This is a genomic window from Flavobacterium aquaticum, assembly GCF_003259835.1.
Taxonomy (GTDB): Bacteria; Bacteroidota; Bacteroidia; order Flavobacteriales; family Flavobacteriaceae; genus Flavobacterium; species Flavobacterium aquaticum.
Window position 1 is genome coordinate 88,243 of record NZ_QLMI01000008.1, and the last position, 20,943, is coordinate 109,185.

Sequence of the window (20,943 nt, forward strand, 5' to 3'; positions counted from 1 at the left end):
AATTATTTGTTAAAAACGATAGGTGAGTGTCATTCCATAATTGAATCTGTAATCCATTTGATTTTGATTCATATCAGGTTTTAAAGAAAGATTATCATTAACGTTGAATTGCATTAAATGCGCGTCGATATTAGCATCTACAATATTTAAAATGTAAATAGCACCCGTAATTAAAGCTGATAAATCTCTGTTTTTTTGATGAAATTTTTGAGCACGAATTAATCGGTCATTATCTAAACCACCATAAATTGGATGATTCGGGTCTGAAGTACCATCTAATCGCCTTTTGTATTCGTCTCGATATTCATGATATTTATTCTGATTGAAAGTATAGTAATAAATTCCAGCGCCAAGACCTGCATAAACAATTGGAATTTTCCAATATTTTTTGTTGTAAGCTTGCCCTAAACCAGGGACTAAAGCTGAATAAAAAGCTGCTCTAGCTGGACGATTTGGATCTATGACTGCTTTTACGGTGTCTTTTGGAACCAAAGAAATTTCATCTTGTGCTCTTCCTTCATAACTTAGAAAAAGACAAGTCAAAATAAATATGTAATGGAGCTTTTTCACTAAGAATTAATTAGTTTCAAGATACGATTAAAGTCTTCTTCAGAATGGAAAGGAATAGTTATTTTACCTTTTCCATTTCCAGCAACTTTTACATCAACTTTAGTTCCGAAATAATTAGCAAATGCTTTTTTCTCTTCTTCGTTGATATCAAATGAGTTACCTTTTGCAGGTTTAGCTGTTTTTGGTTTTAAACTATCTTGATAATTTTTTACCAAAGCTTCTGTTTCTCTAACTGAAAGATTTTGAGTTACGACTTTATGATAAATATCGCTTTGAACATCTTGATTGTCAATGTTAATCAATGCTCTTCCGTGTCCCATTGAAATAAAACCATCACGCATTCCAGTTTGAATGATTGGATCTAATTTCAATAAACGTAAATAGTTGGTAATAGTCGAACGTTTTTTACCAACGCGCTCACTCAATTCTTCTTGAGTTAAATTGATTTCTTCGATTAATCTTTGATAGGAAATCGCAACCTCAATTGGATCTAAATCATGACGTTGGATGTTTTCCACCAAAGCCATAACCAATGATTCGTTATCATTAGCCAAACGAATGTAAGCCGGAATCGTTTTTAATCCGATTAATTTTGAAGCACGCAAACGACGCTCTCCCGAAATCAATTGGAATTTATTAAACTCTAATTTTCGAACAGTAATCGGTTGAATTACACCTAATTCTTTAATCGATTTGGCTAATTCTTGTAACGTTTCTTCGTTGAAATTCGTTCTTGGTTGAAACGGATTAATTTCAATCGATTCGATATCTAATTCAATAATATTTCCTACAACTTTATCTGCGTTTTTGTCCTCAACCGATTTAATGTCGTTCTCTGGATCTTTCAATAAAGCCGATAATCCTCTTCCTAAGGCTTGTTTTTTTACCGCTTTTGTCATCTTACTCTATTATTGATTTTTCTTAATAATTTCTTCTGCTAAGTTCAAGTAATTAGAAGCGCCTTTACTCGTAGCGTCGTAATTAATGATACTTTCTCCAAAACTTGGAGCTTCACTTAACTTGATGTTTCTCTGAATTACCGTTTCAAAAACCATATCGTTAAAGTGTTTTTGAACTTCTTCCACCACTTGGTTCGATAAACGCAAACGAGAATCGTACATGGTTAACAATAATCCTTCAATATCTAAATTTGGATTGTGGATTTTTTGAACACTTTTAATCGTGTTTAATAATTTACCTAAACCTTCCAAAGCAAAATATTCACACTGAATCGGAATAACTACACTATCAGCTGCAGTTAAAGCATTCAAGGTCAATAAGCCTAACGAAGGCGCACAATCAATTAAAATATAATCGTATTTGTCTTTTACGCTTTCCAATGCTGTTTTTAGCATGTACTCGCGATTTTCTTTGTCTACTAATTCAATTTCGATAGCTACCAAGTCAATATGAGCTGGAATCACCGAAACGTTTGGTGCCGAACAAGAAACAGTTGCCTCTTCAGGAGTGGCGCTATGTTCTAGAACTTGGTACGAACCAATTTCCACACTTTCCACATCGATTCCTAAGCCCGAACTCGCGTTAGCTTGTGGGTCAGCATCGATTAAAAGTACTTTTTTTTCTAAAACACCAAGAGAAGCTGCTAAGTTAACAGATGTAGTTGTTTTTCCTACTCCACCTTTTTGATTGGCAATTGCAATGATTTTACCCATTTGATTATTGAAAATTTTAAGCCGTAAAAATACAATTATTTATGGTTTTTTCAAGGCAATTTTGTTAACAATGGGTTAAAGTGTAACGTAACTGATTTACAGTGTGCTAAATACTTGTTTAAAATAATTTAAATTAGTAGAATTTCAAGTTTTTATTATCGAATTAAGCTGAAATGTGATCGAAATGATTTGATAATTCCGTTTTCTTGATATTCAATCAAAAACCAATAGTCTGTCGAAGGAAGTTCGTTTGAATTGAAGGTTCCATTCCAAGCTACATTTGATGGATTTAGTTGGGTAATCAGTTTTCCAAATCGATCGAATATTGAAATTTTCCAATTCTCAAAAATATTCATTCCAGATATGGTCCAAAAATCATTAATTCCGTCGTTGTTTGGTGTAAAATAGTTGGGATAATTTAAAATCAAAACTTCTTCCGAAAGAAAATAACCACATCCATTGCTATCAATTACAGAAATAACGTGATTTCCCGCGCTAATATTTTCAAAAACATTACTCTCTTGAAGTGCTCCGTTATCGAGTTGATAGTAATAATTACCTGAAGGAATTGCAGTGATAGTAATGCTCTGATTATCTGTAAAAGCTCCAGAAATATTATAAGAAAAACTTTGTAACTGCGATTCTAAAATAGTTACAGTTATGGTTTGAGGAACAGCACATGTACCCAAATTTGGTGTAAAAGTATAACTTCCCGAAACTAAATTATCTATCACCGCTGGCGACCAAGTTCCTGAAATTCCGTTGGGAGAAGTATTTGATAAAATAGGAGACGTTTCTCCTGAACATAATGGAATAGTACTAGGGAAATCAGGTGATAAACCATTTACTATGGTAATGTTTATTTGATAAATAGGAATGTTTTCACAAGCTCCTACTTGAGGTGTAAAAGTATAAGTTGTGGTTCCTAAAGTTGATGTATTTATTATGGAAGGATTCCAAGTTCCAGCAATTGGAGTAACATTTGCGGATGTTAGTGGTAAAATTTCAGGGGTAGCATTTAAGCAATATGTTGTCGTTATTGATGGAAAAACTAAAGCAATAGTAGTTGCAGGTGTTACAGTCACAACAATGGTTTCAGAAGTTCCTGCGCAACCATTTAAAATTGGGGTAACCACATAAGTTACAGTTCCTGAAGTCGTTCCGTTATATTGTAGCGTTTGATTAATACTTGTTCCCGAACCATTAGAAAATCCAGTAACATCAGTAGATGAAGCTGTCCAGTTTAGAGTAGCATTTACATCCGAAGCAACAAGTGAAATTACGGTGTTGGTATTCGTACATAAAGTCGTTGGTCCAGAATAAGTTACCGAAATTGCGGGTAGTAAAGATACGGCAGTTCGTGTATTGCTTCTGCATCCACTTGAAGTTGTAACGGTTTCCGCATAATAAGTTCCAATATTGGTTGGCGTAAAAGTCGTTGAATTTGCGAGTAAAAGATTCCCGTTTGTTGGACTATCGTACCAATTTACAGTTTCTCCTGCTAATACACTAACATTTAAACTCGTTGGTTGATTGGTGCAAAATCGTTGATTGCCATTAGAAATTGGTGCATTAGGCGTTGGAATAAAAATAACACTATAAATATCCGAAAAAGTGGAACAAAATGCATTGTTTAAATTGACTATATCTTGCGCTACTTTAACTCGGTAATATGTTGTAGTAGTTATATTTGGAATGGTATAATTTGCGGTGTTTTCACCAATAATATCCGTGAAATTTATGTTGTCATTACTTTGTTGCCATTGGTAAACATGGGAAATACTTCCGGTTGTAACTACTTGTAAATTTGGGTTGGTGATGCTTGAATTTTGACAAATGGTCATAGTATTTCCAGTAGTTGCAGTGTTGATAATAGCACTATTTTCTCCACAAGCTCTGAACATGATATCGTCAATAGCTAAGTCATTTCCACAGCCACCAACACCGTTATTTCGCATTTTTAAGATTACAGAAGTTTGTCCAGCAGGCATTGTAAAAACTAATCCAAATGGATTCCATATCGGAGTTGAAGTTCCAGCAATATTTCCAGTATTTCCTGAACGTAATAAAATGGTATCGGTTTGATCCCAAATCTCAAAAGTGACATTAATTGGTATGCCAGTTCCAGGACAACCACCTGAAGCCGCATTATAAATGTTTAAAAGCCACGCCGAAAATTCAAAACGCGTATTGCTACACAATCCCGTTACGGTTCTTCTGTAAAATTGTCCAGGCGAATTACTAGCATTCACGATTAAACATTTTCCGTTTAAACCGTCAACTTCATTGTCGGGAGTGCGGTCAAGTGAAAAAAGCCAATTGGGAGAATTCGGAATTATATTGGTTCTGTGAAACAAAGTATATTGACCATCTTGAGGAAAACCAGTATTGACGTAGCTATAATTGGTAACTCCAGCTGGTAAAGCTGGACCGTAATCTAAACCACTTCCAAAATTTTCTAAAAAGATAGGAGCGCCACTACTACCATTGCAAAATCCTAACTGTCCAAACGAAAGTATAGTGTAAAAAAATAGAACAATAAAAAAGTAAAATTCCTTTATTTTTAGTGACATGTTTTTCTTGATATTCATAATTTCTTAAAATTAGAATATCTTTTCAAGAGTTAGAAGCGAAAATCTGTCATAAAAACTATACAAATAATTATGAAGCAATAAATATCAATATTTACTGACTTTAAAGCAGATTTGATGATGTAAATCGTTATTCTGTATAGGTGTTGTTTAGGTTGAAATCCGGTTTTTAACTAAATTTACTTGTCACTTTTTAAATTGAGCATAGCTTTTTAGCTGCAGCAATTAAAGTTTCATCCGTTTTCGCAAAACAAAAACGAAGCATATGTCTATCCGTAGCATCATTATAAAAAACCGAAATCGGAATCGAAGCCACGCCATGATTTACAATCAATTCCTTAGCAAAATCCACATCGTTTTTATTCGAAATTTGGTTGTAATTCACCACTTGAAAATACGTTCCATCGCAAGGCATCAACTCGAATCGACTGTCTTTGATTAGGTTTTGAAACAAATCGCGTTTGCGTTGGTACATTTTCGAAACTTCACTAAAATCAACTACATCCAAATATTCTGAAATAACATGTTGCGAAAAACTATTCACACTGAACACCAAAAATTGATGCACTTTCTTCATTTCGAACATTAGATTTTCAGGTGCAATTAAATAACCCACTTTCCAACCCGTAACATGTAATGATTTTCCAAAAGAAGAAGCGATAATGGTTCGTTCTACTAATTTTGGACGCGTATTAAACGAAATATGAGGTTGCGAAAACGTTATGTATTCATATACTTCGTCACCTAAAATAAGAATTTGAGGATGTTTTTCTAAAATGGTTTCTAAAGATTCAAAATCTTGTTCTGTCCAAATTCTCCCAGTAGGATTGTGAGGATTATTAATGACAATCATTTTGGTTTTAGCCGAAATCGCGCTTTCAATTCGGTTGAAATTTGGCGTGTAATCATCGTTTAATGAAACTCGAACTGGTTTTCCACCCGCTACCAAAACCGAAGGCTCGTAACTGTCATAACTTGGATCTAAAATCAACACTTCATCGCCATGATTCACAAACGTGTTAATTGCTGTAAAAACGCCTTGTGTAGCGCCAGCGGTAATCAATAGTTCGGTTGTGGTATTGACTTTTCTGTTGTATTGTTTTAAGGTTTGATTCGCAATTTTTTCCAATAACGAAGGCAAACCCGCCATTGGTGTATATTGGTGAATGTTTTCTCGAATAATACGTTCTGAAATTTGTAATAAACGTTCATCTTCAGGGAAATTTGGAAATCCTTGCGATAAATTAATAGCGCCGTGTTGGTTCGCTAATTGCGACATTACGGAAAATATACTTGTGGTGATGTTAGGTAGTTTTGACATGAGATAATTATTTCATACTTGAAAAATCATCAAGTTGTGTTTTGATATGTTGTTTTACTATTTCGATATTATAAAACTCATTTTTGAATATGAATTCGAGTTTGTAATGAATTTCTTCTTCAGGGATTTCATAATTGATTTCTAATTTTGAAAATTCTTTATTATCTGATTTAGAATACCATTTGTCAAATAGTTTACTTCTAAAAAGTTGTTTGTTATCTAAACTATCACAAACATAGTGTAGTAAACTATCAGGATAAGATGTAAAGAAATCAAAAATAATCTCAATGATTGTATTTTCAATCAAATCGTCTTTTATGAATTTTTTATTGTTTAATTCTCCAAAATCTATGGCATAAAGTCTATTGAAATTTTCATTTTCCAAATCCATTTTCTTAAACGAAACGTAATATTCTAAACCATGCTTGGTTAAAAAAGTAAAAAGAGGGTCATTGCCCTCTTTTGTATATGAATAAGAATTCGTTTTCATTTATTTTTTTGAAGCCTTAATTTTTGCCACAACAATTTCACGGTTTTCTTTTTTCAAAGCAACCATTTTTTTCAATGTAGCAGCTATTTTGCTATCTGCTGTTATTGTAACTGTTTGTTTCATAGTTATGCAAATGTATAATATTTTGTAATATTGTCAAAAATTATTCCAATTTATTCTTTTTGAGCGGATTAGTTGTTATTTTATATTTTTTGAGAATACACACGCTCAAATTTCTTCAAATTACTTTATTTTGTGATTTAATTCTGAGATTTTGAAGATAATCATATTAACACCGATGGAAATTGAGCGAGAAAAAGTCCTAAACGCTTTAGCTCAAATTCCCAATTTGAATCATACGTATGAAGTAATCGTTTCTGGAATTGGTCGCGAAAGTACGGCTAAGGCGATGATGCAATTGCCACCACACGATATTTGTGTGTTAATGGGTTTTGCTGCTGTGGTAGGAAAAGAAGCTCATTTACCCGATTATTTGCATTTAGGAAAGCCTATCGAAATTACCAATGCCTCGCTATACGGTTACGAAGGCGGCTTGTTTGAAAACGGAAAACCCATCATCACCGAAAAGCCAAAACTAAAGTTACCTTGTTTGTCTTCTTTAACTTCCGACAAGTTTGTAAGAACAACCGATTTAGCCGAAAAAACGGTTGTAAATATGGAAGATTACACTTTTAAATATTTGAAGAAACCACAAGATTTTATCGTACGCATCATCTCCGATTTTTTACCTCACGAAACCGAAATCGACTTTTTTGAAGAAGTGAAAGGTATTGATTTTTTGGAAGGCGTGATGGCGGTGAATGAGCATATTTATAAGAAATTTTAAAATTTATTTGGAATATTGAAAAAATTAACCAAATCTTTGCATCAGAAAATTAATAACCTTTTAAAACGAAGAAAAATGTTTGTATTCAAATCATTACCTCAAAGCAATTCATCAGTAGGAACTGGTGTGGCTCTTCTTCGTGGCTTAACGCAATCATAGATAAAAAACATATATGAAAAAGCCCGAAGACATTTAGTTTCGGGCTTTTTTTTGTTTATTCTAGAACCTTCAAAAAATTTCCCGAAACGTATTCAAAAATATTGCAATGTGCTAAGTATGCCTTTTTGGTTTACTGCGGTTCATTGTTATGAATCATTTTTAAAATAATCATGGGAAATAAACTATCTGGGAAAGACTTAATCAAATTAGGCTTCCCAAAAAATAATGCAATAAACATTGCCTTAGGGCAAATTAACAGATATCGAAAAAGAGAAAAGAAGGAAAGCATTTTAACCGAAGCCAAACAAGTATTGTTGCATCCAGAAAAATTCAAAGGAGATGGCACTTGGGGAAAAGTAGCGGAAGGTTTAGTAAATCCAGTTCAAGTAAAGTTTAATCAATTGAAAACAACTCGAGCACCTTTTTCCATCTTTGGAGAAAACGAAATTGATGAACAAGCTAAGTTTCAATTGTACGATGCTTTAAAATTACCAATTTCAGTAAAAGGCGCTTTAATGCCTGATGCACATTCAGGTTACGGATTACCAATTGGTGGAGTTTTGGCAACTGAAAATGCAGTGATTCCTTATGGAGTGGGAGTTGATATTGGTTGTAGAATGAGCTTGTCGATTTTCGATTTGCCTGCGTCTTTTTTCAAAGGGAAAGACCATCAATTACAAGCGATTTTGAAAGACAATACCAAATTTGGAATGAGTGAAACGCATAAAGTTAAAGCAGATCACGAAGTATTTTACAAAGATGAATTCAAAACTATTCCAGTTGCGAAACAGTTGTTAGACAAAGCGTACAAGCAATTAGGTTCATCTGGTGGAGGGAATCATTTTGTGGAATTCGGAATTGTGAAATTAGACAATCCATTGCCGGAATGGAAATTGGAAGCCAAAGAATACGTAGCGGTTTTATCACATAGTGGTTCTCGTGGATTGGGTGCCAATATTGCTAAACATTATACGTATTTGGCAAGTAAGCAATGTCCGTTACCAAAAAATGTACAGCATTTAGCTTGGTTGGATTTGAATACGCATGACGGTCAAGAATATTGGATGGCTATGAATTTAGCGGGAGAGTATGCCAAAGCTTGTCACGAAGATATTCACAGAAGATTGGCTAAAGCACTTGGAAAACGCATTGCGGTAACCATTGAGAATCATCACAATTTTGCTTGGAAAGAAATGGTGGATGGCAAAGAATGTATTGTGCACCGAAAAGGAGCAACACCAGCAGCTAAAGGGCAATTGGGAATTATTCCAGGTTCAATGACTGCGCCAGGATTTATTGTAATGGGTAAAGGAAACGAAGACAGTTTGCAATCAGCTTCTCACGGAGCGGGTCGTTTGTTTTCGAGAGCGAAATGTAAAGCTACTTTTACGCAAAGTCAGATTAAAAAAGTCTTGGCAGATAACGATGTTACGTTGATAGGTGGAAATATTGACGAAGCACCAATGGCGTATAAAAACATCCATACGGTGATGAATTTACAAACAGAATTAGTAGATGTGTTAGGGACTTTCACGCCGAAAATTGTTAGAATGGACCGTTAAGATGGAAAAGATAATTCAAATAACATCAGGAAGAGGGCCTGCTGAATGTACTTGGGTAGTAGCGCAAGTATTGAAAAAAGTGTTGCAAGAATCAGAAACGCTTGGTTTAGAAGCGACTATCTTGCAACGCGAAGCAGGTTCGGAAAATGGAACGGTAGTTTCCGCCATGGTTCAAATTATAGGAAATGAAGCAGATGAGTTTGTTGCTTCATGGGTGGGAACCATTCAATGGATTGGAAAAAGTACGTTTAGAAAATTTCACAAACGCAGTAATTGGTTTATCGGAATTTTTGAAGTGGATGCGATTCAATCTAGAGCATTTTCAGAAAAAGACATTCAATATCAAGCGATGCGAAGTTCTGGAGCGGGCGGACAACATGTGAATAAAGTGAGTTCTGCTATTCGAGCGACACATGTACCAACAGGAATTAGTGTGGTGAGTATGGATTCACGTTCGCAACATCAGAACAAGAAATTAGCTACTGAGCGTTTATTACTGAAACTAAATGAAGCCCAATTGAATCTTTTGAAACAACAGTTTCAAAGTCAATGGACGAATCAATTAGCTGTAGAACGAGGTAATCCGACACGAACTTTTGAAGGTTCTGATTTTAAGAAACTCAAAGCAGAAAAGAAATTTAAAGCTGTACGACAGCAATTAAAAAACGAATTAAAAAATGAAAAATATAGATAAATACTTATTTCAAGCCTTGGATAATTATCCTTATTCTCTTGAAGAAACTATTGAATCTTTAGATTATGCGATGTCCTACGATTCAAAAAATACAACCGCTTTGTGTTTGTATGGAAGAATTCAAACAGAGCAATTACAAAATTATGAAGAGGCAAAACGTTATTTTCAAGAAGCACTGGCAATTAATATTGATGCCGTAGCGGTATATCCATATTATATAGAAACCTTGCTTTTGAATGAAGATTATGAAGAAGCTTCCAAGTTAATTGACTTTGCAATGACAATAAAAGGCATTAATAAAATGGTGATTTTGTTAAAGAAAGTTCAATTGTTAGAACGTCAAGCAGCTATTAAAGAGGCTTTAAAATTAATCGATGAGGTTAAATTGAATACGTTTACCAATGACACTTACGAAACAGATGAGGTTGAAAAGCGATTAAAGGCAAAAAAAGAACTTTTAAAACCTAATAAAAAGACCAAGTCTGAAAAATCTAAAAAGAAAAGTAAGAAATAAAAAAAAACCAGCTTTTAGGCTGGTTTTTTGTTGATGTATATTGATTAGATGAGGTTTACTCCTCCAATAAAACCTCTAAAATCGTAATCGCCGCTTCACTAATTTTAGTTCCAGGACCAAAAACCGCTACTGCTCCGGCGTCGAATAAGAATTGGTAGTCTTGTGCTGGGATAACCCCACCAACAATTACCATAATGTCTTCTCTTCCGTATTTTTTTAGTTCTTCAATTACTTGTGGTACTAAGGTTTTGTGTCCCGCAGCTAAAGAAGAAACACCTAAAATGTGTACGTCGTTTTCCACCGCTTGTTTGGCTGCTTCTTGTGGCGTTTGGAATAACGGACCAATGTCAACGTCAAAACCTACATCGGCATAACCTGTTGCTACTACTTTCGCTCCACGATCGTGACCGTCTTGTCCCATTTTCGCAATCATAATACGAGGACGACGCCCTTCTTTCTTCGCGAAAGCATCGGCTAATTGTTTTGCTTTTTCAAAACTTTCGTCGTTTTTAATTTCTTTACTATACACGCCGCTAAAACTTCTAATTTGTGCTTTATATCTTCCGAAAACTACTTCTAAAGCATCACTGATTTCACCTAGTGTAGCTCTGTTTCGTGCCGCTTCTACTGCTAAAGATAGTAAATTTTCACCACCATTTTTAGCGCTTTCGGTTAATTTTGCTAAACATTCGGCAACTTTAGCGTTATCACGAGTCGCTTTAATTTGGTCTAAACGTTCAATTTGTTGTTTGCGCACCATTTGGTTATCCACATCCAAAATATGTAACGGATCTTCTTTTTCCAAACGGTATTTGTTCACTCCAACAATAATATCTTGACTGCTATCGATACGTGCTTGTTTACGCGCAGCTGCTTCTTCAATTCGTAGTTTTGGAATTCCAGCTTCAATCGCTTTTGTCATTCCGCCTAATTCTTCTACTTCTTCAATTAAAGCCCAAGCTTTTTCAGCAATTTCTGCCGTTAAACTTTCTACATAATAACTTCCTGCCCAAGGGTCAACCGTTTTACAGATTTTAGTTTCTTCCTGTAAAAAGATTTGCGTATTACGAGCAATTCGTGCGGAGAAATCGGTTGGTAAAGCAATCGCTTCGTCTAAAGCATTCGTGTGTAACGATTGTGTTCCTCCAAAAGCTGCGGCTGCTGCTTCAATTGCAGTTCGAGCTACGTTATTAAAAGGATCTTGCTCGGTTAAACTCCAACCCGAAGTTTGGCAATGCGTTCTTAAAGCTAATGATTTTTCGTCTTTTGGATTGAATTGTTTTAATAGTTTTGCCCAAAGCATACGACCAGCGCGCATTTTTGCAATTTCCATAAAATGATTCATTCCAATCGCCCAGAAAAACGAAAGGCGAGGAGCGAAAGTATCAATATCCATTCCCGCGGCTAAACCGGTGCGAATGTATTCCAAACCGTCTGCTAAAGTGTACGCCAATTCAATATCAGCAGTAGCTCCCGCTTCTTGCATGTGGTAACCCGAAATAGAAATCGAGTTGAATTTTGGCATATTTTTACTCGTATATTCGAAAATATCCGCAATAATTTTCATCGAAGGTGTTGGTGGATAAATGTAGGTATTTCGCACCATGAATTCCTTTAAAATATCATTTTGAATCGTTCCCGACAATAGGTTAGGAGCAACGCCTTGTTCTTCTGCTGCCACGATGTAGAATGCCATAATTGGTAAAACCGCACCATTCATCGTCATCGAAACCGACATTTCCCCTAGTGGGATTTGGTCAAAAAGTACTTTCATATCTTCCACCGAGTCAATCGCAACTCCAGCTTTTCCAACATCACCCACCACTCGTTCGTGATCCGAATCGTAACCTCGGTGTGTTGCTAAATCGAAGGCAACGGATAAACCTTTTTGTCCAGCTGCTAAGTTTCTTCTGTAAAAAGCGTTACTTTCTTCCGCAGTAGAAAATCCCGCATATTGACGAATCGTCCAAGGTCGGCGAACGTACATAGTTGCATAAGGTCCGCGTAAATTTGGTGCAAAACCTGCTCCAAAACCAAGGTGTTCTAAATCGGAAATATCTTCTTTAGAATAGGTTGGTTTTAATTCGATTCCTTCAGCGGTTGTGAAGTGTTGTTTTTCAGAAACTACTGATTTCTGACTTTTAACTTCTAACTTTAAATGTTGTATATCTTTTCTCAAAATATAGTTAATTTTTTATGATCAATTTTTTACTATATTGGTTTACAGATGATTTAATTTTAATTATATAAATACCATTACTTAAAAGAGGTAATGCTAATCGATCATCATTTATTGTGCTTGAAAAAATATTTTTACCTAATAAATCATATATTTCAACTCTCTCAATTAATTCATTTTTTGAAGAAATAATATTAATAATTTCTTTTGCAGGATTTGGATATATTTTAATGTTGTTTGAGGAACTAATTTCAAAATCATTATTATCAAGAGTAATATTAAAGATAGAAGAAAATAATTCTGTACCCGATTCTTCTTTCCAAGCATTAAAAATTAATATATCATTAAAAGCGTAAAAATTTGTGTAGCCATAGTTGCCTGTTTCTCCAAAACTTTCTGAATTTATTATGTTTGGGGTAAGAAAACTATCTGTATTCGTCGAGTTGGCATTTACATAATAAATTTTATTGTCATTTATGGATGTTTTATTAAAGATTAAATTTTCTTGGTAACATGTATTACAATAATTGAAATTTTCAAAAATAGAACTTGAATTTGTTAAATCTCCAAGTTTTAAAGTTCCAAATGTAGATCCATCGGTTCTCCATAATTCTTTAGCATCTATAGAGCCTTGTCCTCCAATTGAGAAATACACATTGCCACCACAAGATATTAATGATTTTATATTCATATTGGGTGAAAAGGATAAATTATCTTTTATAACAATTGTTCCACCAATTGTACCATCAGATTTAATGAGTGTTAAACCATTTGAATCGTATACTGAAAAATATAAATTGTCATCATGAATTATATTTTTTTTAAATTGTGTTGGTCCTGTTATATCTGTATGATACAAATGTATTGTGCCAGCTTGTGTTCCATCTGATGACCATAAACTATTATTCCCATAAGAAGAATTGGTGGTATTAGTCTTAAAAAATATTTTATTATTTGTGGCATTTATTATGATTCTATTATTGTCATATCCGCCACTTTGTTGGATAGTAATGACTTTAATAGTACCATTTTCTGTTCCATCAGTTTTCCAGATTGAATTGTCAATTCCATCTTTAGCAGTGAAATATAAAAATCCATTTAGGATAGCAAAACATTTTTCATTTAAGATGTTTGGTTCATTATAATAAACATTAGATAATCCATTTAAGGATGGTGCGCTTCCTGGATTTATGTCTTTAACTAAATAAGTTCCTTCGTTCGTACCATCACTTCTCCACAACTCTTCTCCATGAATACCATCGTCAGCTTTGAAGTAAAGAATTCCGTTAAGTTCTGCAAAAAAAGTAAATTCAGATAAGCTACTTCCTGATCCAGATTTGATATCTTTAACAAGTGAAGTATTTGTTTGAGTACCATCTGTTTTCCAAAGTTCAAATCCAATATTTGACGAAGCTGCTCTAAAAAAAACATAATTTCCTGCTTTAGTGTAACTTGCAGGTCTAAAGTCAGAACTTGAAAATATTGACGCAGATGATCCTGGATTGATATCTTTAATAATAAATGTTCCATTAACTGTTCCGTCAGTTACGAAAGGTTCTTTTCCATTTCCATTATTTCCACTAATAATTAACTTTCCATTAATTTCAGCTGAATCAAAAAAGTCATATACTCCAGAATATCTGTGAAAAATATCTTCAAACAGATTAGTATTTGTAGATGTACCATCTGTTTTCCATAATTCAACTCCATTAGAAGAATTGTATCCTGAGGGAAAAAATACTTCCCCATTAAATTCAACGAATCTAAGATCCATGTCAGAATTTTGAGTTAAGTTAGTATCTTTAAGTTCAAATGTTCCATTAGGTGTTCCATCACTTTTCCACAAAGTATTGTAAAGACGATTTCCGTCATTTGCGGAAAATAATAAGTAATCATTAATACTAGTAAGTTTTTCAATATTACTGTTTAAAGTGCCAAGATAAATATCTTTAACAAGTGTTGTTCCAGTATTTGTGCCATCTGTGACCCATAGCTCATTGCCATTTGAGTTTGTTGTGGCATTAAAGTATATTTTATTGTTAATAGAAGCTAATTGAGTAAATATATTTACACTGCTACCAGAACCTGTATAAATATCTTTTAACAATGTGGTGCCAACTACTGTTCCATCACATTTCCAAAATTCGGTACCATGAATTGAACTATTTACTTGGAAAATAAAATAACCATTTGATGATTCTCCTATCAATTTAGTATTTGAATTACCTGATCCGGGATTTATATCTTTGAAAAGAAAAGTGTTGTTTTCGTTACCATCACTTCTCCAAAGTTCAAATCCGTTTAAACTTGTATATGCATAAAAATAGAAATAATTGTTTAAAAAAATGAATTTAGTATCAACTAAACCATTTCCACTTGGATTAATATTTTTTAAAAGAGAAGTTCCACTTGGTGTTCCATCACTTTTCCATATTTCACGCCCATTTAAGCCATCATCAGCTGTGAAATACAGGTATTCATTGAAAATAAAAAAATCCCTTGGGGAACTACTATTTGAACCAATATTTATGTCTTTTAATTGATTAGTACCCGAAGGAGTGCCATCGCTTGTCCATAATTCTAAACCATTAACTCCATCATTTGCTCCAAAAAATATTTGATCATTAAATTTTATTAATTGGCCAATATTTGCTGACCAATTGTTATTATTAACTTGTTTAATAAGATAGGTGCCGATTTCAGTACCATCGCTTCTCCATAATTGAGTTCCATTGTTTGCAGTAAAATACAAAATATCATCACTAACTAAAAAATATGAAGAATCAATCCCGTTACTTCCTGGAATAACATCTTTTACTAGAAAAGTATTGTTTGTTAATCCATCATAAACCCATAATTCATCACCATGTATGCCATCATCTGCTAAGAAATATATTTTGGATATTCCTTTTGTGATGTTTTTGGGATTACTATCTCCTGTAAAATTTAATTCGATTTGTGTAACATCTATAATTTGTGAATAGACATTTATATTGGTTAAAAATGAAATTAAAATGTATAAAATTAATTTTTTCATAAGAGATTAATTATGTTTATTAAATAGATTTATTCCGAAGCTAATCGTTCTTGTTCTAATTTTTCAGCCAAACGTTTTTCGATAATCGGTGTGATTAGCGTTTTTCTGGCGTTTTGTTTTACGAAAGGATACAATTCTAAATCGTTTTTCATTTGGTCGTTTTTGTTTGGATACTTGTTAGTTCCCAATAAAACTTCTTTCCCTGAATCAAAAAGTTCTTGTTCTTTTTGTGCGCTTTCGTTGATTTTTCTTTGGATTGTTCCGTCGATTAATTGCGAAATCAAACCGCCATTTTTCTCAATGTCTTTGAATAATTCCAAGGCTTTTTCGGCTAATTGCTCTGTTAACGTTTCAATGTAATAAGCGCCATCAGCTGGATTATTTACTTTGTCAAAATAACTTTCGTGTTTTAAAACTAACAATTGATTTCTTGAAATTCTATCGCCAAACTCATTGTCTTTATGATAAATTGCATCATAGGCTAAATTCGCAACCGCATCGGCTCCACCTAAAATGGCCGACATACATTCAGTAGTCGTGCGCAACATGTTAACGTTGTAATCGTATAAGGTTTTGTTGCGTTTTGTTGGAGTTGCAATGATATGACAATCAAAATTATGATTGAATTCTGAAGCTAATGTATTGAATAAAAGGCGTAACGCTCTTAGTTTAGCAATTTCGAAAAAGTAATTTGTTCCAACAGCAACTTCAATTGTAATCGGTTGGTTGATAGCTGGAATTCTATTGAAATATTCGTTTGCTTGCGCTAGAGTGTAAGCCAATTGTTGTACGATATTCGCACCTGCATTTTGATAAATTCCACTTGAAATAGTTAAAAATGGAATAGCTGTTTTTGAAGCAATTGTATTTAATTTCTCAAAATCTTTTTCAAGGTTTTCAAACCAATTGCCATCTTTTGCTAATTGACCGATTGGATCATTTTGTATAAAGATGTTGGCATTGTTTTTTGAAGCAAATTCGTTGATTTTATTCGAAAATTCAACAGAAAGAAAAGGCAAATTGAAATAATAATTCACATTCTCCAGCGGAAGATTTTGCATTAATTCTTCAATTGAAATCGTATCGTTTTCTAATGTAAAGCGAACACTTTCTGCTCCTCTTTGTAATGTTTCTAGCGCACGAGCATTCGATTTTTTTACATCATGAACAAAAATATTTTGAACTATTGCAAAAGGTTTTGTTGGAACAATGGCGTCAAGATTTACTTCTTCCGACACTTCGGAATCATCATTATGATAAAACGGTTTTACTTTAATGCCTTCTGGACTTTCCCAAACTAAAGTTTCGTTGTAATCAGCACCTTTTAGTTCGTATTGAATTTGTTGCTTCCATTGTTTAGAAGAAACGGCATCAAAATCGGAAAATAAATTGTTGTTAGCCACGAATTATGTATTTAATTGTTACTAGTTGTTTTTTCGGCAGCCGCTTTCTTTTCGTCTTCAAATTCGATGATGTAGATGTCTTCGTTATCGCGTTTCATGTAATATTTTTCGCGAGCGTATTTTTCTACACGGTCATCGTTTTTCAACTCTTTGATTTTTATGCTGTCTTTTTTGATTTCAGTTTTATAATACTGAATATTGTCTTCAATTTCTTCAATTTCTTTATCCAAAACGCGGTGTTCTAAATAGGAATAATTGTCGAAAAAAAGCATCCAAACAGAAAAAAGAATTAACACCAAAACGTAGCGATTCATTACGAATGCTAAAAACGGATATTTGGCAATTAAATTCTTGATTTTGTTCATTATGCGATTCTTTGATTAATTACGGCACGCACTACATCGATAGCTACCGTGTTATATTTATCGTTAGGAATAATAATATCAGCAAACGCTTTTGTAGGCTCGATGAATTGTTCGTGCATTGGTTTTAAAGTAGTTTGATAACGATTCAAAACTTCTTCCATATCACGGCCACGTTCTGCAATATCACGTTTTAAACGACGAATTAAACGCTCGTCAGAATCCGCATGAACGTATACTTTAATGTCAAACATGTCTCTTAATTCTGGATTAGTTAGAATTAAGATACCTTCTACAATCATTACTTTTCTTGGATGAGTGATAACTTTATCGTCGGTTCTATCATGAGTTACGAAAGAATAAACCGGTTGTTCAATGGTTTTTCCAGCTTTTAAATCTTTAAGATGCGCTACTAATAATTCAAAATCAATCGCTCTTGGATGATCAAAATTGATTTTAGTACGCTCTTCATAACTTAAATGATGCGTTTCTTTATAGTAGGAGTCTTGAGAAATAATACCTACTTCAGAAGAAGGTAACTCGTTCATAATCTGATGAACAACTGTTGTCTTTCCACTTCCGGTTCCTCCGGCAATTCCAATAATTAGCATATAAAAGGTTGTCTTGTTTAATTTTAGCAAAAATAGAAATAATATTCTAAGTGTTTTTTGTTTTTGGATAGAAAGTTTAGGGAATTAGTGCTAAAAAAATATAGGTTAAATAGGAGTGAAAATTTATTTCAAAAAAAGAATTGATTTGTTTGGAACAATAGAAATTAGTTATATATTTGCACTCACAAATTCGGGGTGTAGCGTAGCCCGGTTATCGCGCCTGCTTTGGGAGCAGGAGGCCGCAGGTTCGAATCCTGCCACCCCGACAAAACCTTCTTGAAACTTCAGGAAGGTTTTTTTTATTGTCAAAAATTATACATTCATAATTAAAACTAATTCAATTTTAAGAAATAATTTTAATTAAAAACTTACATTTGCTACTCTTAAAAGAATAAAGTTATGTCAGATACAATCGAAAAAGTAAAATGCTTAATTATAGGTTCTGGTCCAGCGGGATATACTGCGGCTATTTATGCGGCTAGAGCTAATATGAATCCTGTTTTATATCAAGGACAACAACCAGGTGGTCAATTAACAACAACTAATGAAGTTGAAAACTTTCCAGGTTATCCTGAAGGTGTAACCGGACCTGAAATGATGGTACAGTTGCAAGAGCAAGCAAAACGTTTTGGTTCAGATATTCGCGATGGATGGGCTACAAAAGTAGATTTTTCTGGACCTATTCATAAAGTTTGGATTAATGATACGATTGAAATTCATGCAGAAACGGTAATTATTTCTACTGGAGCTTCGGCTAAATATTTAGGATTAGAATCGGAGCAACACTATTTAAAATTAGGTGGTGGTGTTTCAGCTTGTGCGGTTTGTGATGGATTTTTCTATAGAAATCAGGAAGTAGTAATCGTTGGAGCAGGAGATAGTGCTTGTGAAGAAGCACATTATCTTTCTAAATTATGTAAAAAAGTAACGATGTTAGTACGTAGCGATAAATTTAGGGCATCTAAAATCATGGCAGAACGTGTACAAAAAACAGAAAACATCGAAATTTTAATGCACACGGAAACAGAAGAAGTTTTAGGTGACGGACAAGTAGTAACAGGAGTTAAAGCTAAAAATAGAGCTACAGGAGAAGTTGTTGAAATTCCAGCAACTGGATTTTTCGTAGCGATTGGTCACAAACCAAACACCGATATTTTTACTGATTATATTACGCTAGACGAAACAGGTTATGTGGTAAATGTGCCAGGAAGTTCAAAAACAAATGTTCCAGGTGTATTTGTAGCTGGTGATGCGGCTGACCATGTATATCGTCAGGCAATTACGGCTGCGGGAACAGGTTGTATGGCAGCTTTGGATGCGGAGCGTTATTTGGCGTCGAAAGAGTAATTAAATTATGAATATAAAAAAAGCTCCTATTGAAAAATAGGAGCTTTTTTGTTTTCAAACTATCTACTAATAGTAGCTGTATCTTCTAACTTTAGCAATGTATTTCGCTAAACGAATAACTTGGTGGCTGTAACCATATTCGTTATCGTACCAAACGTACATTACAATGTTTTTTCCGTCTCCAGAAACAATAGTTGCGTTACTATCAAAAATAGCAGGAGCAGAAGTTCCTACGATATCTGAAGATACTAACTCGTTGTTTAAAGAGTATTTAATTTGCTCTACAAGATCACCTTCTAAAGCGTATTTTTTCATAATGTTGTTTACTTCTTCAATTGAAGTGTTTTTTCCAACTTCTAAATTCAATACTACTAATGAACCGTTTGGAACTGGTACACGAATCGCGTTTGAAGTTAATTTTCCAGCTAATGCAGGTAATGCTTTTGCAACAGCACTTCCAGCACCTGTTTCAGTAATAACCATATTTAAAGCAGCAGCACGACCTCTACGGTATTTTTTGTGCATGTTATCTACTAAGTTTTGGTCATTCGTATACGCGTGAATCGTTTCTAAGTGTCCTTTAACTACACCTAAAGTATCTTCAACCGCTTTTAAAACTGGAGTAATTGCATTCGTTGTACAAGAAGCTGCTGAGAAAATATTTACTTCGTCTGGATTGTAATCTTCATGATTTACTCCGTAAACGATATTTGGAACTCCTTTTCCAGGCGCCGTTAATAAAACTTTGTCAGCTCCTTTAGAAGTTAAATGACGTTTTAAAGCTTCTTCAGTAGTGAAAGCTCCTGTATTGTCGATTACTAATGCATCTTCAATTCCGTAAGCTGTATAATCAATTTCTTCTGGTGTGTTTGCAGTAATGATGTGAACTGTTGTTCCGTTGATCAATAAAGCATTGTTTTCTGGATCTGCAATTACTGAACCATTGAAATCGCCATGAACTGAATCATAACGTAATAATGAAGCTCTTTTTTCTAATAAAACAGCGTCATTTTTATCTCTAGTAACAATTGCTCTTAAACGTAATTGTTGTCCTTTTCCAATTTTCGACATCATTTCACGAGCTAATAAACGCCCAATTCTACCAAATCCGTATAAAACCACATCTTTTGGTTTAATTTCTTGATAGTTTTTAGCATTCTTTAATTTGTCAATTACGAATGCTTTAGCATCATTGTATTTGTCGTCTTCTAAATGATATTCGTAAGTTAATTTTCCAATATCAATTCTTGATGGTGGTAAATCTAAATCAACAATAGCGCTTGCAATTTCAACTGAGTCGAAAACGTTGATTGGTTTTCCAACGAATGCACCAGCATACTCATGTAAGTTGATAATTTCGCTAACATTTTTGTCGATTAATTGATTACGGAATAAAACCAATTCGATTGATTTGTCATACCATAAATCACTGATGATTTTAATGAATTCTACACCAGCTTTTCTTCTGTCTGCCTGAAAAGCTAATTCTTTTTCGTATAAAGAGATATTGCTCATGAAAATAAATGTGTTGTTATGTGGTGCAAAAGTATAGATTTCAATCGTTTTCGTAAAATTTTTTAACT

The 20,943-nt window shown here is 33.9% G+C and carries 18 protein-coding genes and 1 tRNA gene; 6 read left to right on the forward strand and 13 right to left on the reverse strand.

Features of this window, described 5'->3' with window-relative positions:
* Nucleotides 1-9 precede the first annotated feature (9 nt).
* From B0I03_RS12025 to B0I03_RS13315, 7 genes are all read right to left on the reverse strand, one after another.
* Nucleotides 10-570, reverse strand: a complete 561-nt coding sequence (locus B0I03_RS12025; RefSeq protein ID WP_111567686.1) for a DUF5683 domain-containing protein — start codon at nucleotides 568-570, stop codon at nucleotides 10-12.
* Nucleotides 570-1,469: a ParB/RepB/Spo0J family partition protein gene (locus tag B0I03_RS12030; RefSeq protein WP_111567687.1), complete on the reverse strand. Its 900-nt coding sequence runs from the start codon at nucleotides 1,467-1,469 to the stop codon at nucleotides 570-572. Before B0I03_RS12030 ends, B0I03_RS12025 begins: the two co-directional genes overlap by 1 nt.
* 9 nt (nucleotides 1,470-1,478) lie before the next feature.
* Nucleotides 1,479-2,243 carry a ParA family protein gene (locus B0I03_RS12035; RefSeq protein WP_111567688.1) on the reverse strand — a complete coding sequence of 255 codons (765 nt, stop codon included), beginning with the start codon at nucleotides 2,241-2,243 and terminating at the stop codon, nucleotides 1,479-1,481.
* A gap of 155 nt (nucleotides 2,244-2,398) precedes the next feature.
* Nucleotides 2,399-4,816, reverse strand: a complete 2,418-nt coding sequence (locus tag B0I03_RS12040) for a T9SS type B sorting domain-containing protein (protein ID WP_181452393.1) — start codon at nucleotides 4,814-4,816, stop codon at nucleotides 2,399-2,401.
* A gap of 211 nt (nucleotides 4,817-5,027) precedes the next feature.
* A complete protein-coding gene (locus B0I03_RS12045) occupies nucleotides 5,028-6,155 on the reverse strand; it encodes a methionine aminotransferase (protein WP_111567690.1) in 1,128 nt (375 codons plus the stop codon).
* A gap of 7 nt (nucleotides 6,156-6,162) precedes the next feature.
* Nucleotides 6,163-6,645: a DUF6169 family protein gene (locus B0I03_RS12050; RefSeq protein ID WP_111567691.1), complete on the reverse strand. Its 483-nt coding sequence runs from the start codon at nucleotides 6,643-6,645 to the stop codon at nucleotides 6,163-6,165.
* Entirely contained in the window at nucleotides 6,646-6,768 is a 123-nt protein-coding gene (locus B0I03_RS13315) for a hypothetical protein (RefSeq protein WP_262510485.1), read from the reverse strand.
* Between the two features lie 151 nt (nucleotides 6,769-6,919).
* On the opposite strand from B0I03_RS13315, the gene B0I03_RS12055 reads away from it, so the two are divergent.
* From B0I03_RS12055 to B0I03_RS12070, 4 genes are all read left to right on the forward strand, one after another.
* Nucleotides 6,920-7,492 (forward strand): hypothetical protein, encoded by a 573-nt coding sequence (locus tag B0I03_RS12055; RefSeq protein ID WP_245903039.1) that lies wholly within the window; start codon nucleotides 6,920-6,922, stop codon nucleotides 7,490-7,492.
* A 329-nt stretch (nucleotides 7,493-7,821) separates the two neighbouring features.
* Nucleotides 7,822-9,213 (forward strand): RtcB family protein, encoded by a 1,392-nt coding sequence (locus B0I03_RS12060; protein WP_111567693.1) that lies wholly within the window; start codon nucleotides 7,822-7,824, stop codon nucleotides 9,211-9,213.
* 1 nt (nucleotide 9,214) lies between these two features.
* Nucleotides 9,215-9,907 (forward strand): peptide chain release factor H, encoded by a 693-nt coding sequence (prfH, locus tag B0I03_RS12065; RefSeq protein WP_111567694.1) that lies wholly within the window; start codon nucleotides 9,215-9,217, stop codon nucleotides 9,905-9,907.
* The gene (locus B0I03_RS12070; protein ID WP_111567695.1) at nucleotides 9,891-10,421 is read left to right on the forward strand and encodes a tetratricopeptide repeat protein; all 531 of its coding nucleotides are present in this window, start codon (nucleotides 9,891-9,893) and stop codon (nucleotides 10,419-10,421) included. The genes prfH and B0I03_RS12070 overlap by 17 nt, the downstream gene beginning before the upstream one ends.
* A gap of 55 nt (nucleotides 10,422-10,476) precedes the next feature.
* On the opposite strand, the gene scpA is transcribed toward B0I03_RS12070, so the two are convergent.
* The 5 genes from scpA to udk are packed head-to-tail and all read right to left on the reverse strand — an operon-like array spanning nucleotide 10,477 to nucleotide 18,013.
* On the reverse strand, nucleotides 10,477-12,603 hold the full coding sequence (gene scpA / locus B0I03_RS12075; RefSeq protein WP_181452394.1) for a methylmalonyl-CoA mutase: 2,127 nt from the start codon (nucleotides 12,601-12,603) through the stop codon (nucleotides 10,477-10,479).
* Between the two features lie 4 nt (nucleotides 12,604-12,607).
* Complete coding sequence (locus B0I03_RS12080) at nucleotides 12,608-15,637, reverse strand: ELWxxDGT repeat protein (RefSeq protein WP_111567697.1); 3,030 nt, start codon at nucleotides 15,635-15,637, stop codon at nucleotides 12,608-12,610.
* A gap of 29 nt (nucleotides 15,638-15,666) precedes the next feature.
* Nucleotides 15,667-17,040: a methylmalonyl-CoA mutase subunit beta gene (locus B0I03_RS12085; protein WP_111567698.1), complete on the reverse strand. Its 1,374-nt coding sequence runs from the start codon at nucleotides 17,038-17,040 to the stop codon at nucleotides 15,667-15,669.
* A gap of 11 nt (nucleotides 17,041-17,051) precedes the next feature.
* The gene (locus B0I03_RS12090) at nucleotides 17,052-17,405 is read right to left on the reverse strand and encodes an FtsB family cell division protein (protein ID WP_111567699.1); all 354 of its coding nucleotides are present in this window, start codon (nucleotides 17,403-17,405) and stop codon (nucleotides 17,052-17,054) included.
* Nucleotides 17,405-18,013 (reverse strand): uridine kinase, encoded by a 609-nt coding sequence (gene udk, locus B0I03_RS12095; RefSeq protein ID WP_111567700.1) that lies wholly within the window; start codon nucleotides 18,011-18,013, stop codon nucleotides 17,405-17,407. Before udk ends, B0I03_RS12090 begins: the two co-directional genes overlap by 1 nt.
* 191 nt (nucleotides 18,014-18,204) lie before the next feature.
* On the opposite strand from udk, the gene B0I03_RS12100 reads away from it, so the two are divergent.
* Together B0I03_RS12100 and trxB are read left to right on the forward strand one after the other, a co-directional pair.
* Nucleotides 18,205-18,279: transfer RNA gene (locus B0I03_RS12100), tRNA-Pro, on the forward strand.
* 133 nt (nucleotides 18,280-18,412) lie between these two features.
* Nucleotides 18,413-19,360 (forward strand): thioredoxin-disulfide reductase, encoded by a 948-nt coding sequence (gene trxB / locus B0I03_RS12105; protein ID WP_111567701.1) that lies wholly within the window; start codon nucleotides 18,413-18,415, stop codon nucleotides 19,358-19,360.
* A gap of 66 nt (nucleotides 19,361-19,426) precedes the next feature.
* Here trxB and B0I03_RS12110 read toward each other — a convergent pair whose 3' ends face one another.
* Nucleotides 19,427-20,875: a glyceraldehyde-3-phosphate dehydrogenase gene (locus tag B0I03_RS12110; protein ID WP_111567702.1), complete on the reverse strand. Its 1,449-nt coding sequence runs from the start codon at nucleotides 20,873-20,875 to the stop codon at nucleotides 19,427-19,429.
* Nucleotides 20,876-20,943 lie beyond the last annotated feature (68 nt).

Excerpts from the sequence above, each read along its gene's own strand:
- B0I03_RS12030 (WP_111567687.1), bottom strand. The coding sequence starts at position 1,469 with ATGACAAAAGCGGTAAAAAAACAAGCCTTAGGAAGAGGATTATCGGCT.
- B0I03_RS12035 (WP_111567688.1), bottom strand. The coding sequence starts at position 2,243 with ATGGGTAAAATCATTGCAATTGCCAATCAAAAAGGTGGAGTAGGAAAA.
- B0I03_RS12040 (WP_181452393.1), bottom strand. The coding sequence starts at position 4,816 with ATGTCACTAAAAATAAAGGAATTTTACTTTTTTATTGTTCTATTTTTT.
- B0I03_RS12045 (WP_111567690.1), bottom strand. The coding sequence starts at position 6,155 with ATGTCAAAACTACCTAACATCACCACAAGTATATTTTCCGTAATGTCG.
- B0I03_RS12050 (WP_111567691.1), bottom strand. The coding sequence starts at position 6,645 with ATGAAAACGAATTCTTATTCATATACAAAAGAGGGCAATGACCCTCTT.
- B0I03_RS13315 (WP_262510485.1), bottom strand. The coding sequence starts at position 6,768 with ATGAAACAAACAGTTACAATAACAGCAGATAGCAAAATAGCTGCTACA.
- B0I03_RS12060 (WP_111567693.1), top strand. The coding sequence starts at position 7,822 with ATGGGAAATAAACTATCTGGGAAAGACTTAATCAAATTAGGCTTCCCA.
- prfH (WP_111567694.1), top strand. The coding sequence starts at position 9,215 with ATGGAAAAGATAATTCAAATAACATCAGGAAGAGGGCCTGCTGAATGT.
- B0I03_RS12070 (WP_111567695.1), top strand. The coding sequence starts at position 9,891 with ATGAAAAATATAGATAAATACTTATTTCAAGCCTTGGATAATTATCCT.
- B0I03_RS12080 (WP_111567697.1), bottom strand. The coding sequence starts at position 15,637 with ATGAAAAAATTAATTTTATACATTTTAATTTCATTTTTAACCAATATA.
- B0I03_RS12090 (WP_111567699.1), bottom strand. The coding sequence starts at position 17,405 with ATGAACAAAATCAAGAATTTAATTGCCAAATATCCGTTTTTAGCATTC.
- udk (WP_111567700.1), bottom strand. The coding sequence starts at position 18,013 with ATGCTAATTATTGGAATTGCCGGAGGAACCGGAAGTGGAAAGACAACA.
- trxB (WP_111567701.1), top strand. The coding sequence starts at position 18,413 with ATGTCAGATACAATCGAAAAAGTAAAATGCTTAATTATAGGTTCTGGT.
- B0I03_RS12110 (WP_111567702.1), bottom strand. The coding sequence starts at position 20,875 with ATGAGCAATATCTCTTTATACGAAAAAGAATTAGCTTTTCAGGCAGAC.